Annotated in this window: 16 protein-coding genes; all 16 read right to left on the reverse strand. The window is 37.6% G+C overall.

What is annotated here, in order from left to right; translation table 11 throughout:
* Nucleotides 1–187 precede the first annotated feature (187 nt).
* A complete protein-coding gene (locus NFR44_RS01605) occupies nt 188–1,441 on the reverse strand; it encodes a diaminopimelate decarboxylase family protein (RefSeq protein WP_251440454.1) in 1,254 nt (417 codons plus the stop codon).
* A 241-nt stretch (nt 1,442–1,682) separates the two neighbouring features.
* Complete coding sequence (groL, locus tag NFR44_RS01610) at nt 1,683–3,311, reverse strand: chaperonin GroEL (protein WP_251440457.1); 1,629 nt, start codon at nt 3,309–3,311, stop codon at nt 1,683–1,685.
* Between the two features lie 75 nt (nt 3,312–3,386).
* Nucleotides 3,387–3,668 (reverse strand): co-chaperone GroES, encoded by a 282-nt coding sequence (groES, locus tag NFR44_RS01615; protein WP_115309637.1) that lies wholly within the window; start codon nt 3,666–3,668, stop codon nt 3,387–3,389.
* A gap of 158 nt (nt 3,669–3,826) precedes the next feature.
* The gene (locus tag NFR44_RS01620) at nt 3,827–4,402 is read right to left on the reverse strand and encodes an ANTAR domain-containing response regulator (protein WP_251440459.1); all 576 of its coding nucleotides are present in this window, start codon (nt 4,400–4,402) and stop codon (nt 3,827–3,829) included.
* 61 nt (nt 4,403–4,463) lie between these two features.
* Nucleotides 4,464–5,963 carry a sensor histidine kinase gene (locus tag NFR44_RS01625; RefSeq protein WP_251440461.1) on the reverse strand — a complete coding sequence of 500 codons (1,500 nt, stop codon included), beginning with the start codon at nt 5,961–5,963 and terminating at the stop codon, nt 4,464–4,466.
* 10 nt (nt 5,964–5,973) lie between these two features.
* A complete protein-coding gene (gene tsaD, locus NFR44_RS01630; RefSeq protein ID WP_251440464.1) occupies nt 5,974–6,993 on the reverse strand; it encodes a tRNA (adenosine(37)-N6)-threonylcarbamoyltransferase complex transferase subunit TsaD in 1,020 nt (339 codons plus the stop codon).
* On the reverse strand, nt 6,990–7,445 hold the full coding sequence (rimI, locus tag NFR44_RS01635; protein ID WP_251440467.1) for a ribosomal protein S18-alanine N-acetyltransferase: 456 nt from the start codon (nt 7,443–7,445) through the stop codon (nt 6,990–6,992). The genes tsaD and rimI overlap by 4 nt, the downstream gene beginning before the upstream one ends.
* Complete coding sequence (tsaB, locus tag NFR44_RS01640) at nt 7,438–8,220, reverse strand: tRNA (adenosine(37)-N6)-threonylcarbamoyltransferase complex dimerization subunit type 1 TsaB (RefSeq protein ID WP_251440471.1); 783 nt, start codon at nt 8,218–8,220, stop codon at nt 7,438–7,440. The genes rimI and tsaB overlap by 8 nt, the downstream gene beginning before the upstream one ends.
* Complete coding sequence (gene tsaE / locus NFR44_RS01645) at nt 8,204–8,710, reverse strand: tRNA (adenosine(37)-N6)-threonylcarbamoyltransferase complex ATPase subunit type 1 TsaE (RefSeq protein WP_251440474.1); 507 nt, start codon at nt 8,708–8,710, stop codon at nt 8,204–8,206. The genes tsaB and tsaE overlap by 17 nt, the downstream gene beginning before the upstream one ends.
* An 8-nt stretch (nt 8,711–8,718) precedes the next feature.
* The gene (gene thiL / locus NFR44_RS01650) at nt 8,719–9,723 is read right to left on the reverse strand and encodes a thiamine-phosphate kinase (RefSeq protein WP_251440478.1); all 1,005 of its coding nucleotides are present in this window, start codon (nt 9,721–9,723) and stop codon (nt 8,719–8,721) included.
* 210 nt (nt 9,724–9,933) lie between these two features.
* Nucleotides 9,934–10,455 (reverse strand): GerMN domain-containing protein, encoded by a 522-nt coding sequence (locus NFR44_RS01655; RefSeq protein WP_251440480.1) that lies wholly within the window; start codon nt 10,453–10,455, stop codon nt 9,934–9,936.
* A gap of 50 nt (nt 10,456–10,505) precedes the next feature.
* Nucleotides 10,506–11,708 carry an N-acetylmuramoyl-L-alanine amidase family protein gene (locus NFR44_RS01660; protein ID WP_443098517.1) on the reverse strand — a complete coding sequence of 401 codons (1,203 nt, stop codon included), beginning with the start codon at nt 11,706–11,708 and terminating at the stop codon, nt 10,506–10,508.
* A gap of 308 nt (nt 11,709–12,016) precedes the next feature.
* The gene (locus tag NFR44_RS01665) at nt 12,017–12,961 is read right to left on the reverse strand and encodes a ComEC/Rec2 family competence protein (RefSeq protein ID WP_251440483.1); all 945 of its coding nucleotides are present in this window, start codon (nt 12,959–12,961) and stop codon (nt 12,017–12,019) included.
* A gap of 12 nt (nt 12,962–12,973) precedes the next feature.
* The gene (locus NFR44_RS01670; RefSeq protein ID WP_251440487.1) at nt 12,974–14,518 is read right to left on the reverse strand and encodes an NAD(P)H-hydrate dehydratase; all 1,545 of its coding nucleotides are present in this window, start codon (nt 14,516–14,518) and stop codon (nt 12,974–12,976) included.
* Between the two features lie 75 nt (nt 14,519–14,593).
* Nucleotides 14,594–14,956: a holo-ACP synthase gene (gene acpS, locus NFR44_RS01675; protein WP_251440491.1), complete on the reverse strand. Its 363-nt coding sequence runs from the start codon at nt 14,954–14,956 to the stop codon at nt 14,594–14,596.
* 60 nt (nt 14,957–15,016) lie between these two features.
* Complete coding sequence (rpe, locus tag NFR44_RS01680) at nt 15,017–15,664, reverse strand: ribulose-phosphate 3-epimerase (protein ID WP_251440495.1); 648 nt, start codon at nt 15,662–15,664, stop codon at nt 15,017–15,019.
* Nucleotides 15,665–15,668: the final 4 nt, after the last annotated feature.

Raw genomic sequence — 15,668 nt, forward strand, 5'->3', positions numbered from 1 at the left:
AATCTAACTGTATCCAGTGCAAGTTAATTTCTACTATTTTACTATGAATTTGTTTATATTATCGAATTTTTTGAATTTTATCAAAAAATATGACTCTCATTAGCTTTATTAAACTAGTGATTTTTGGGCAAACTTTGAAATTACCTTTTAATTATAACATATTATCATTAGAAATGATAGTTTTTCCTTATAAATCAGTAAAATCTAATGTTGCAAATAAATCATCCAAGGTTTCAGCTCGACGAATTTGAGTAATGGACCCATCTTCATTTAATAATAGTTCAGCTGATTTTAGTTTACCATTATAATTAAACCCCATAGAATGTCCATGAGCACCTGCATCATGAATTATAATGCGATCACCTCTATCGATTTTCGGTAATTTACGATCAATGGCAAATTTGTCATTATTTTCACAAAGTGAGCCTGTTACATCATATACATGATTAAGGGGCGCATCTTCCTTACCAACTACGGTAATATGATGATAAGAACCATATAAAGCAGGACGCATTAAATTAGCCATACAAGCATCTAAACCTATATAGTTTTTATAAATATTTTTATGGTGAATGGCTGTTGTAACTAAATAGCCATAAGGACCTGTTACCATACGGCCACATTCAAAGGCCAAGGCAATAGGGCTATGATTATTACCTATAATCATACGGTCATAGGCTTCTTTAATCCCTGCACTCAAGGCTTCATAGTCAACTGGTGTTTCTTCTGGTCGATAGGCTACACCAATACCGCCACCAAAATCAATGAAATCTACTTCTATGCCTGTTTCTTCTTTTACACGAAGAGCTAAATCAAACATTAACTCAGCTGTGCCAATGAGCCCTTTGATATCTAATTCATTAGATACTACCATAGTGTGTAAGCCAAAACGGGATACACCACGAGTTTTGCAATAATTAATAGCTTCAATAATTTGATCTGCCATCATACCATATTTAGCTTCTTCAGGAAGACCAATAATTGTATTACCACCATGCTTTAAAGAGCCTGGATTATAGCGGAAAGCTAAACGGTTAGGTAAACTACCATGTTCTTCTAAATAAGCGACATGAGTAATGTCATCAAGATTAATAATGGCCCCTAATTCCATGGCTTTGGCATACTCTTCATACGGTGTATCATTGGATGAAAAGATGATATTATTCCCCATTATACCAACTTTTTCACACAATACGAGTTCTGCCATAGAAGAACAGTCTGCACCTACGCCTTCGCGTTGTAATAAACGCATAATATATGGATTAGGTGTTGCCTTTACGGCAAAATACTCTTTAAAATCTTTAGCCCAACTAAAGGCTTTAATAAAGCGACGAATATTATTTACAATTCCTTGTGCATCATATAAATGAAATGGTGTCGGATATTCAGCAATAATTTCTTCTAAACGGGCCGCTGTAATGGGTAATTTTTTCTCATTCATCAATCTTTCTCCTCACTCAATGACCTTGCAATTAGTAATAATTGTCAGCCCTTGTTTTATTTTGTAATAATGAATCTTAAGTATATGTAAGATTATACTTAATTTTATTGGCGTTCGTCAATTCTATAGAAAAAAATAAAAATACCCACATCAATTGATGTGGGTATTTTATTAAATGCCATGTAGCAGCATAATTACATATTAGCTGAGCTAACTATTACTAGGTATAAAATAATCTAGATTACATCATACCGCCCATGCCACCCATTGGAGGCATAGCAGGTGCTGCTGGTGCATTTTCTTCTACTTTATCAGCTACAATGCTTTCTGTAGTCAATACTAAGGACGCAATAGAAGCTGCATTTTGAAGAGCAGAACGAGTCACTTTAGCAGGGTCAACGATACCAGCTTTAACCATATCTACATATTCTTCAGTTAATGCATTGAAGCCTACGCCAGAATCTGTATTTTTAACACGTTCAACTACAACAGAACCTTCTAAACCAGCATTATAAGCAATCTGGCGAAGTGGTTCTTCAACAGCGCGTTTTACAAGGTTAATACCAGTTTGTACATCCCCTTCTTCTTTTAAAGTTTCAAGAGCAGGTAAGATGTCAATTAAGGTTGTGCCACCACCAGCTACAATACCTTCTTCAACAGCTGCACGAGTTGCATTTAAAGCATCTTCAATGCGAAGTTTTTTATCTTTCAATTCAACTTCAGTAGCCGCACCAACTTCGATAACAGCTACACCACCAGCTAATTTTGCTAAACGCTCTTGTAATTTTTCTTTATCAAATTCAGATGTTGTTTCATCAATTTGACCTTTAATTTGGCCTACACGCTGTTTAATAGCTGTATTATCGCCAGCACCATCAATAATTACAGTTTCGTCTTTAGTTACACGTACTTGACGAGCTGTACCAAGGTCTTCTAATTCAACGCTATCTAATTTACGGCCCATATCTTCAGTGATTACAGTACCACCAGTTAAAATAGCAATATCTTCAAGCATTGCTTTACGGCGGTCACCAAAACCAGGAGCTTTAACAGCTACTGCTTTGAAAGTACCACGCAATTTATTAACTACTAATGTAGCTAATGCTTCACCATCAAGATCTTCAGCAATAATCAATAATTCTTTACCTTGTTTTACAACTTTTTCAAGTGTTGGTAACATATCAGCAATAGCACTGATTTTACGATCTGTAATCAAGATGTATGGTTCATTCATAACAGCTTCCATTTTATCTGGATCAGTTACCATGTAAGGAGAAATGTAGCCACGATCAAATTGCATACCTTCTACTACAGAAAGATCTGTTTGCAAACCTTTAGATTCTTCAACAGTAATTACGCCGTCATTGCCAACTTTTTCCATAGCTTCTGCAATAAGACCACCGATTTCAGAATCGCCAGCGGATACAGAGGCTACTTGTGCAATATCAGCTTTACCGTTTACTTTAATCGATTTTTTCTTAATTTCTTCTACCAAAGTTTTTACAGCTAATTCAATACCTTTTTTCAAGATCATTGGATTAGCACCAGCTGCTACATTGCGCATACCTTCTTGAATCATAGCTTGTGCTAATACAGTAGCTGTAGTTGTACCATCACCAGCTACGTCATTTGTTTTGGTAGCAACTTCTTTTACAAGTTGTGCGCCCATATTTTCAAATGGATCAGCAAGTTCAATATCACGAGCAATAGTAACACCGTCATTAGTGATAGTAGGTGCACCAAATTTTTTATCTAATACTACATTACGACCTTTTGGTCCTAAGGTTACTTTTACTGCATTTGCTAATGCATCTACGCCGCGGCCTAAAGCACGACGAGCGTCTTCATTAAAAAGAATTTCTTTTGCCATAATCTATTACCTCCTAAGGTTAATTACATAACCTCAATATATAAATTAGTGAATATATAGTAGCTACTTGCTAGATTATAAAATAGCTAAAATATCACGTTCGCTAATTACTAGATGATCTACACCATCAATTTTAACTTCTGTACCGGCATATTTGGAGAACATTACTTTGTCACCAACAGCTACTTCAGGAGCAACACGTTGACCATTGTCATATACTTTACCAGCGCCAACAGCTACTACTTCACCTTCGGAAGGTTTTTCTTTTGCTGTATCTGGTAAAAAGATGCCACTTTTTGTTTTTTCTTCTTTTTCAAGGACACGAATTATAACACGGTCGCCTAAAGGTTTCATCATTGTCAATCTCTCCTTTGAACTAATGGATTGTAAATTTTTATTTTGTTAGCACTCACTAACCTCGAGTGCTAACTACAAGTATTATTATATCCGAATTGAAAATAATTGCAAGTATTATTTTTGATTTTTTGACTTTTTGTCACTAAAAAAAGCAGTGCTTATACACTGCTCTTTTTAGCGGCGGCTATAATTTTTTGACAAGTTTCAACAATTGTTATGTGTTTATCCATACTAAAAGAGCGCAAACGTTTATAGGCGTCGTCTTCACTTATTTTATAAAGATTTTGTAAAATTCCCGTCGCTTTCGCAATTAATTTTCTTTCTTCTAAGGTATTTTCTAAGGCCTCAATGTTGGTTTTTAAGGTTTGCTCTTCGGTATACCGATGATACGCCATTTCTAAAGTAGGAATGAGTTGATCTTCTCGCACAGGCTTAATCAAATAGCCATATACGCCCGACTGGCCAGCTTTTTTGACTAAATCTTGCTGACTATAGGCTGTTAGTAGTACAACCGGTCCCCACTGATTATGGCGAATTTGTCGAGCCGCTTCAATGCCGTCTAATTCTGGCATTTTAACATCCATTACAATCACATCAGGTTTTAAACTTTTTGCTTTAGCAAGGGCTTCGACCCCATTTTTACCTTCCCCAATTACTTCATAGCCTGCCGCTTCTAATTGATCGCGTATATCCATACGAATTAAAGATTCGTCATCTACAATAAGGACTCTCATGACATTCTCCTCAATTTTAACTCACTATTAACTTTTCTATTACCTCACTTTTAAAGCTTCGTTATAATTCAGTCTCTTCTGGAAATTGAATTATAACTACAGTACCTTTAATCTCACCTGGTCCAATTTGAAAAGTACCAGCAAGTTCATTAGTGACTAAATTTTTTATTATTTGTAAGCCTAGTCTACTAGAAGCTATACTGTCAAAATCTGCAGGTAAACCCTGTCCATTATCACTAACCCTTAGGGTAATCAAACCTGACTGTATGCTCCCTTGTATTTCTAAAGTTGGTATATTTTGCGAAGTTAAGTTATTTATATCATCTGTAATTGCGGTAGTTCGTTTAGCTAATAAGGCAGAACGACCAAGAGCAAAGCCGTGTTCAAAGCTATTAGAAATTAGTTCATTTAAAATGAGAGATATGTAGCCCGCTCGATGAGACGACAATAAAATAGGTGGTCCTATATATTCACAGTTAATTACATCATCAGCTTGTAATAAAGCTCGTTTTAAAAGTCGAATGAGCTCTTCGGCAATAGTTCGTAAATCAATATAATCTTCTTCATAATGAGAAATTACTTCATGGACTAAGGCCATGCTTTCAATACGACTTACCCCTTCTTGAAGTGCTTTTTTCACTTGCTCTGAGTCAGAACGACGAGCTTCCATACGTAGTAAGCCGGCCACAGTTTGTAGATTATTTTTTACTCGATGGTGTATTTCTTTTATAACAGAATTTTTTACCAATAATTCTTGTTCCTTACGGCGTAAGGCTGTTTTATCTTTTAAAAATAAAAAACTTCGTTTAGTACGACTACTACCTGTAATAGGTAGTATTGTTTGTTCTACGATAATATCGCCATAAATTTCTTCGGCAATGGACCCACGGTGTTCACGAATCGCTTGTTTAACCCAGCTCATTTTTAAAGCGCCACCATAAATGGAAGTTCCTAATAAACGACGATCAAAGCCTAATAAATCCACTAAATGAGAAGCCGCTTCATTGGCATATAAAATGATTCCAGCCTCGTCAAAGATAATAATGCCATCTTGATACGATAAGGGTTTATATAAATCATCTTGATTCTGTTGTGGTACAATCATGGCCATATACGTCGTCTCTGCCAAGACATCAGAAGCCGCTAATAAAAGTGCATCTGTTTGAGGTTCTAAGCCATTGTGAATGATAGCTAACCCAGCAATACATTTTCCCCCATTATCTACAATAGGAAATGCCAATAATCGAGCTAATTGGCCATAATGACGCTCCATAAAGCCTTTAACCGGTTGTCCCTGTTGTAATAGTTCTTGCCATAAACTCACTTCATAAGGGTTTAACAGTATAGTTTCACCATCAAGCTGCTGTTGCGGCCAGTCTTTCAAGGAACCTAACACTAAAATTTGTTTATCGTTAGTGCCAGTAAATATGCAAACTTCTTGCTGTGGCAAAGAAGCACCAAATGGTAATAATTGAGCCACTTGTAATAATAGGCGCTGTTGTGGTTCTGATAAATCCGTATATTGTTGTAATCGCTCTGCTAGTATGGATTTTTCATTCATAGCTTATACCTTATGCTTGACCTAGCGGTATAGCTGGTTTGGCATTTAAATGTAAATCACTAAATTTGCCAGCCTTAGCCATATAATAGGCACGACAACCAATCATTGCTGCATTATCTGTGGCTAAAATACCACTTGGGCGATAAAAGGTGAAGCCTTCTTGTTCACACATAGTAGCTAAGGCATCTTGTAAATGTTTATTAGCTGATACACCGCCAGCTAAGGTAATTTTCAGTTGTCCCGTGGCATGAGCAGCTTCACAAGTCTTATGAACTAGCACATCAATAATGGCTTGCTGAAAAGAGGCAGCTACATCGGCTTCATTAATAGGTTCCCCTTTTTGTTTAGCACTATTTAAATAATTAAGAACCGCTGATTTTAAACCACTAAAACTAAATTCAAAATTCCCCTTCTCTTGTAAAGCTTTAGGAAATTCAATAGCAAAAGGGTTTCCAGTAGAACCTACTTTTTCAATTTGTGGCCCTCCTGGATACGGATACCCCATAACACGAGCTATTTTATCAAAAGCTTCGCCTGCTGCATCATCACGAGTTTGGCCTAATACTTCAAACGTTTCATAATCTTTAACTACGACTAACATAGTATGGCCACCAGAAACAACTAAACTTAAAAAAGGTGGTTCTAAGTCAGGATGAGCCAAAAAGTTAGCAAAAATATGACCTTCCATATGGTGAACCCCAATAAGTGGAATGCCAGTAGCAAAGGATAAGCCTTTAGCAGCAGCCACGCCAACTAATAAGGAGCCTACTAAGCCCGGGCCATAGGTAACGCCAATATGATCCATATCTTCTAATTTCACATTAGCATCTAATAAGGCTTGATCTACTACAGGAATAACTTGTTCTATATGATGACGGGATGCAATTTCAGGCACAACGCCACCAAATCTTTGATGAATGGGCACTTGACTAGAAATTACATTCGATAAAACCTGACGACCATTTACTAATACGGCCGCCGATGTTTCATCACAACTACTTTCGATGGCTAAGGTATATACATCGTTCACACCAGGGCCTCCTCTCTTATAATAGACATAATATAGGCATCTTCAATAGGTTCGGTATAATAATTCTTCCGAATCCCTTTAACGGTAAGACCTAAACGGCGATACATTGTAAGAGCTGCTACATTAGAAATGCGCACTTCTAAAAATATTTCATTCATGCCCCGTTTAAATAATTCTTTTATGAGTTTACGCGTAAGCATAGCGCCATATCCTTCGCGCCGAAAATCAGGATGAATGGCTATATTTGTAATTTGACCTTCATCTAAGACAAGCCAAGCACCAGCATAGCCAATAATTCGATTATCTTCTTCAGCTACTAAATATAAACGTTGTTCTGTTTCCGTTAGTTCAGTCGTAATTGAGTCTAAGGACCAAGGTACAGAAAAGCAGGCTTTTTCGATTTCAAAAATAGCTTCTATATCGTCTAATGTAGCCAGCCGTAAACTAAGCATGATCCACCTCATCATGCAATGTAGAGGCTGCTTCAGTAACAACTACAGTAGGTTCTTGCCCTTTCATTTGAGCCGCTAATTCAGGATGTTTAGCATCCCAAACAACTTCCGCTTCAGAACGGCGAATATAATAAGGGGCTATAGCATTGGCTTCATCAGGTGCACCTTGTAAAAAGCGTGGTAAAGCTGCAAGCAATAAACTGCTAGCCCTAGGAATGCGCAAAGACAAGGGGCTTAGTAAAAGTTGTGAACCATATTCAGAAATTGCACTAGCTACTTTAGTAATACCATCACCCACAAGAGTTACCATTTCGTTACGCTCAGCCAGTTCTGCTAAGGCTTCTGCACGTACTTTTACAGTTGGTTCTTGAATACACTGTAAATGCCCTTCTTGCCAACGATATAAACCTTCATATACATTCTTTTTCTGTGCATCAATCATAACAGCTAATAAGCCATTAGCTTGCCAAAAGTTATGAGCCAGTACTTCCATAGTCATTACACCTAATAAAGGTACCTGCCAAGCATAGGCTAACGCCTTAGCTGTTCCTAAACCAATTCGTAATCCTGTAAAAGAGCCAGGTCCTATACTTACTGCAATCCCTTGAATGGCATCTTTTGTGACGCTACATTGTTTCATTAATAATTCAATATGAGGTACTAATTGCTCTGAATGTGTTAAACCCGCTTGAATGGTCAACTCGCCGACTAATTTTTCTTCAGTCATGAGTGCTACGCTAGATACAGCGCTGCTTGTTTCAATGCCCAGATACATATTGTCCTCCTATTGTTATAAGTTCATCTTGTGTAAGTTCTGATGTCTGCCAAATGCTCTCTCTACTGCCATCTGGTTGCGCCATTAAGGTAATCCATAATACTTCTAAGGGCAATGCATCAGGGAATTTATCAGCCCATTCTACCAAACTTAAGGTATCTTCAGTAAATTCACCAAAACCAATATTTTCTAATTCATACACATCATCTAAACGGTACACATCAAAATGATATAAAGTGCCGGCTTCTGTTTCATATGTATTCATTAATGCAAAGGTTGGGCTTGTTACTTCATCAGTTACACCAAAACCACGAGCTACGCCTTGTGAAAAATGAGTTTTGCCCGTACCTAAATCACCAACTAAAGCAATACAAAGGGGCTTATTATATGTTTTTAAAAAAGTACCTAATTGATACCCTAATTGTTCCGTATCGCTAACAGTATTAGTATTACAATGTAGGACTTGAGTATCTTTAGTCGTATTTATCATATATTTCATTACTCCTTTGATTGATGTTGTTTAAAATGATCATATCCTTTAGCGTATAAAGAGATTGTTGTATTAGAGCCAGTACGTAATATAACATGATTTGCGTTATTGCTACTATTAGAGGTAACTAGTCCAATACAATGCAGTGACTCCTGAGCGTCTATTAAAGGACGTAATTTAGCTGGTACAGTAGCAACTAATTGAAAATCTTCGCCTCCATATAAGGCCCAATTTAGAGGATCAACACTTAATTGCTCTGCCAAAGTTATAACTTCTTTATGAAGCGGAATTGATTCTGCTTCAATCTCAATTGATACGTTTGAAGCCTTAGCGATTTCATGAAGTTCACTGCTAAGGCCATCGCTAATATCATTTAGTGCTGTAACTCCTTGTTGGCGTAACCATTGACCCCAATATATTTGTGGCTCTGGTTGTTGATGTGCTTTCTTACAGAAATTAAAACCTTCACATTTCTCTAATAGAGCAGCTAAGCCGGCCGCACTACTACCTATTTCATTTGTAACTACCACAATATCGCCTACCTGAGCACCACTTCGTAATACAGCTTGTCCGCTTGGTACTTCACCAATTACAGTAACATTCAAAGCTAACGAACCTTTCGTTGTTACAGTATCGCCACCAATAAGATTTACCTTATATTTACTGCAGATAGCTTTTAGGCCTGTAAAAATAGACTCCATATAAGCTAGTTCCGTAGCCTGAGGAATGGCTACTGCAATGACGGCTTGTTTAGGTACACCCCCCATAGCTGCAATATCGCTAATATTAGCAGCCCCTAAGCGATAACCTACATCAAAGGGATTCGTTGTTTCAGCAGAAAAGTGTATGCCTTCAACCATCATATCCGTTGTAATGAGTTGCTCATAGTCTGGCGTGGCTCGATAAACAGCACAATCATCACCGATGCCTTGTATAACCGACGATGTATCATAGAGGGTATTTGTACTAATGGCATCAATAAAACCAAATTCACCTGTTTCTGAAACCTTCATAACGCCCTCCTAACTATAAAAGTATTTATAAGTATATTTCTATTTCATAGAATCGTTATTATTATAGCATACTTTAAAAAATGGTTCAGCGTACAACAGATAAAAAGGACACATCATTGGTTATTCAAAAGTTATAAAAACTTTTAAACCATAACCAACGATATGTCCATAATTATGTGAGGATTAAAATATACGAGTTGTATGATACTCTTATTTTACAATTTGTTGTTCCATACGACTCATAGGTTCACTTACATCATAGCCACCATAGGTTTCAATTCGTTCACCATCTACGAGAAGTAGAACTTTTTTGACAGAGTCAAAACTAGTAGCCGTATTTACGATTGAGGCTAAGCGAAGTTGTGCAGATAAGCCATCTACTTTGCCCCCTTCTAAGAATTCTTTAGACAAGTTAATACGAGCTACATCATCTTTAATTGCCACATCTTTAACTGTTACCTTCTTTGGAAACACAGGATATTTTTGACGACTATCTTCATCAAACAAGAAAGAAATCGCATATTTTAAAGTTTTCTTCTCTGTATCTACCGTAATAGTCTGTGGGCGAACACCCTTACCATCATCTCGAGGCACATAAACTACCATTTTTGACATGGAATCTTTAACATCCTTGTCATTTGTAGTTTGGCTACTTGATGTAGTCACAGCTTGTTTAGAACCCTCGGCTGATTCAGTGGCAATTGAACTACAGCCAGCTATTACAAATAGCATAACTGCCAGGAGGGTAGTATATACGAGTTTTATATTATGAAACATAATTATTACCCCCTAAAATAGTTTTCAATGCCATCGGCAATTTCATCAGCAAATTCTTGTTGTACTTTATCGGATTTCAATAAAGCTTCTTCCTTAGGATTAGAGATAAAACCTAATTCAACTAAAGCAGCTGGCATTAAAGAGCGACGTAACACATATAAGTTACCTGGTTGGATACCACGATCGCCACCAAAGCCTGTTTCATCAGCAATTTGAGCTTGAATACGAGATGCTAAACGCGTATCATACTGAGTTTTATCATAATAATAAGTTGAAATGCCACCTACATTTGGATTACTGAAAGAATTAATATGTACACTAATAAATAAATCAGATTTATTAGCTGTACCTACATCAACGCGTGCCTGTAATTCATCAGGACCAGATGCATTAGGGCCGTATACATCGACATCAGTAGTACGAGTCATGTTAACTTTTGCCCCTTTAGCTTCTAAGGCTTTTTTCAATTTCATAGAAATTGGTAAGGTAACATTCTTTTCCATTAAACCAGTTGGACCAATTGCACCTGGGTCACTACCACCATGACCAGGGTCAATAGTAATCACTTTACCTGCAATGCCACCACTTGTTTTGTAATCAATCGTTATTGCCTTAGGTTGACTGGCCGTAGCAACAACAGTTGGCGCTTTAGCTGGTTGCGTAGTGCTTGCAGTTTGGTTAGATTTTTTATTTGATTTCTTATCTGTATTGACTGTTGTGGTTGTTGTTTTAGGTGTAGTTACTTTTGGTGTACTACCATAGTATACACTTCTTGGTGCAACCCCTTTTTGTTGAATATCAATAACCATACGATCTGGTTTATTATTCACCTTATCCTTTTTAAGGGAAAAGACTTTAATATCTCCCACATCAATAGCAGTTGGTGTGTTGAGAACAACATTAACATGTTTACTCTTTTGGCTTAATTGAGCTTTGGATACAATTTTTGGATCCATTGATAATGATGTTTCTTTTGTTTTTAACTTTACATTTTTTAATTGCACTGTTGTTGTTGTCCCTGCTTTATCAATGGAAGCTGAAGCTTCTACTGGCGCAGTTAAACTTAAAACCACCCGTACAAAAGGAATTGGTGCATCATTTCGTGTCACCCAATTAACATCTGTTACATCCGCTGCGCGTACAGACATAGCCCATAAGGGAAATGCTATTACTGTAAACAACAGGGCTAACCATAGTTTTCGCAACAATCTCACTCCTATCACTGGCCTTATAGTAAAAAAGACCCCTTATTTGATTTCTAAGTAATTTACATACACAACACATATATTCTTACAGTCCCTATTGTTCAACACAAAGTCTGAAAACCATATGGACATGTTTAGTTTATTATAACATAGGTTTTCCAAGATTCTTGAAAAGCCCATGATTTTCATAGACTGTTCACAAAGCAAACATACGCTCCTATAGCGTGTAAAGCCCGATTCAAAAGGGTTTTACCATTCCTATAGGAGCGTATGTTTTAAATAATAGTCTTTTAGTTTTTACTTGACAAGATTTATCGTTCCGTTGTTACATTCCAAGTATTGCCATCTGTATGAATGCGAATTGTCCCTTGCGTATCTGTACGGTATACTAAAATATTCTCAGAATTGAGACGTTTTAAGGCCTGTGATGTAGGATGTCCATAATCATTATGTAAGCCTACCGAGATCACAGCCAGTTCTGGTCGAACAGAGCGTAAAAAGTCTTTTTGTGATGAACTAGCACTACCGTGGTGGCCTACTTTAATAACTCGGCTTGATAGTTTAGTATTTTCCTCTTTTGTTAAACGGTTTTCTTCCGCTCGAGAGGCATCACCAGTAAAGAGCATAGAAAATTTGCCAAACACTAATTTACCTACAATGCTATTATCATTAGGATCAGATCGACCTTTATTATCCAGTATATAATCTCCTTTTGTAGGCGCATATACAGTGAAGGTTGCCCCATTGCCTAAATCAACTGTATCCCCTTTATATAGAGCTGTAAGAGGAATTTTTTTATTAGTAATATTCTTTACATATGTTTTATATACGGATGTAGTAGCGTCCATGCCATTATCATATACGTGACTAATAGGAATCCCCGCTTTAATTAAGGCATAAAAACCACCCATATGATCCGCATGAGGATGAGTAATAATTACATTTTTTAAGGATTTTACATTGTACTGTTTTAATAAGGCAATTAAACGCTCTCGATGATCAACCTCACCAGTATCAATTAAGGTATACTCATCACCTACTTTAATTAAATGCGCATCCCCTTGCCCTATATCTAATGTATATACATCGAGTGTACCTGATATGTCAGCACTTTGACTTGATGCGGTGCTATGACCACTTTGACCTAAATTAGGAATATTAGCTTGTAAATTACAGCCACTAACTGTTAAAGAGCCAACAACTAAAGCAATTACGAGTGTAATATACGTAAGCCAACGTTTAATATAATATTGCATACTTCACCTGACTTATTCTTCTTCCATTAAAGCTGTCATTACATACGGTACCTGACGACTTACTTCAGACGGGGTAAATCCTTGATGACGCTCTTCATATAATACATCAGCCGCAGCTCCATGAAGATATACACCGGCCATAGCGGCTTCTACTTCTTCTAAGCCTTGACCTAATAAACTTGCAATAATACCGGTTAACGCATCACCCATACCACCAGTGCCCATACCTTCATTGCCACTGTTGTTAACAGCTACTAAACCATCTGGTGAAGCTATAACTGTAGGAGCTCCTTTTAGAACTAATACGACTTGGTATTTTATAGCAAATTGACGTGCTGCTTCAATACGGTTAGCTTCTATCGTTTCAATGGTGAGTCCTGTAAGGCGAGCAAATTCACCAGGATGAGGGGTCATAATCACAGGGCGCTCTCGCTTACTAAATTCAGCCCCTATAATATCCATATGACCTAAAGCCCAAAGAGCATCTGCATCAATTATGAGAGGAACCGCTGTGGTTGTCATAAAATTCTTAGCCAATGTAGTCGTTTCTTCATTGCGGCCTAAGCCAGGGCCAATAACAACCGCTTCTTTATCCACACTATGCATGCGTAAATGAAGTAAATTGCCAAAAGAACCGGTCATAACTTCAGGCATTACTTTAGTCTGTAGCATAGTCAAACAATTAGAAGGAACCACTGTAGTTACTTTACCAGCGCCCGTATAAATGGCAGCTTCTGCCGCTAGTAATGGGGCCCCTATCATACCATCTGAACCACCAATAATCAAAGTATGACCATTAGTCCCTTTATGAGCTGTTGGCTCGCGTTCTGGCAATAAAGCAGCTACTAAATCAGCTGTAATCAATTCTGTAGGAAAATATTCATTACTCTCATCTAAGAGCGCAGTTTCCCACGCAAAGCCCAAACCTTTGATAATAATTTCACCACAATAGGATTTTCCAGGATACAGGCACATTCCCTGTTTAGGAGCCCCAAAGGTAACTGTCATATCCACGCCTAACGTTCCTGTAGCGACAGCACCAGTATTGGCATCAAGCCCTGATGGCACATCAATCGCTACTAAGAGAGTATCTGGATATGTATCAACATGAGCTTCCATGCGATCCAATAATTCTAAAATAGGCTCTTGTAATTCCCCACTTAAGCCTGTGCCAACTAATCCATCAACAATAACATGAGCAGCTTCAAAAACATCGCCGTCCTCTAGGGTGAGCACAGGAATTTCTAAAGCTTCAATGGTAGCCAGTTGTGCCTGAAATAAGGGGGAACCTGCTTTATTATCATTAGGAACAACGATGCGAACTTCGTGCCCCCATTCTTCTAATTGGCGAGCCGCTACTAAACCATCAGCACCATTATTACCTTTACCAGCTACAATAACGACTTCTAAAGGTCCTTCTACTTCTTCAAAAGCAGTTACAATTGCTTCGGCCACACCACGTCCAGCATTTTCCATGAGCACAGCTAACGGTAAATGACCTTTTGTGGGAGCCCATTGATCAATAAATTGAGCCTCTTCTTTGGCTAAAATACGCATAAAAACTCCTTTCTAACCCTGTAGCAATCTTTTATATACTATATTTGTTTAAGCATACATCCCTTGGATAAGCAATTATACCAACAGTACTGTAGCCACTGCGTAGGTATGACAATGACTAATCGTGACTTCGATTTGAGTAAATCCCCTAGCCTCAAATATATCTTTGAATTTACCTTGCAAGATAAAATGTGGAGCGCCTAGTTTATCTCGGCGTATTTCCAAATCTTGCCAAGAACCTTCTCTAAAACCTGTTCCTAAGGCCTTAACAAATGCTTCTTTTGCCGCATACATCCCAGCCAACGACGCAGCTTCTTGCTTACCACGACTATTTGCATACTTTAATTCTTCTACTGTATACACACGATTTGCAAAATTATCTTTAGTTACAGCCTTAGCAATTCTTGCAATTTCAATTATATCTGTGCCAATTTTCATGGAATTACCTTTCCCATTGCGTCTAAAATAAAAGCCCCTGAAAATCAGGAGCTTTTCTCACTAACCGCGTAAAGAACGAATCATATCTGCTCTATCAGTTGCCCCAAAGACAGCTGAACCAGCCACTAAAATATCTGCACCAGCTTCACGAACTAAAGGAGCCGTTTCTAAATTAACACCGCCATCCACTTCAACAACGGCATTTGTGTTTTCAAAATACTCAAATAAAGCTTTTGCTTTTTTTATTTTGCGAACTGCATGAGGAATAAATGATTGTCCCCCAAAACCAGGATTGACGCTCATAATTAAAATCATATCTAAATCACCAGCAATGTCTTCCAATACAGCTACTGGTGTGGATGGATTTAAAGATACCCCTGCTTTCATACCATAGGATTTAATTTCCTGTACTAAGCGGTGCATATGAGGTGTGGCCTCAGCATGAAATGTAAAATATTCAGTCCCAATATCAGCAAAGGCTTTAACATAATCAGCAGGATTAGTTACCATTAAATGCACATCAAAAGGCAATGCTGTATGTTTGCGTAATGCCTTAATTACGGGAGCACCAAATGTGAGATTTGGCACAAAATGTCCATCCATGATATCAATATGTAATAAATCAGCTCCACTTAATTCAATGCTTTTTATTTCTTCTTGTAGACGCGCAAAATCAGCGGATAACATAGAAGGTGCAATTTTTACCATATTC

Source organism: Veillonella intestinalis (assembly GCF_943193155.1).
Classification (GTDB): domain Bacteria; phylum Bacillota; class Negativicutes; order Veillonellales; family Veillonellaceae; genus Veillonella_A; species Veillonella_A intestinalis.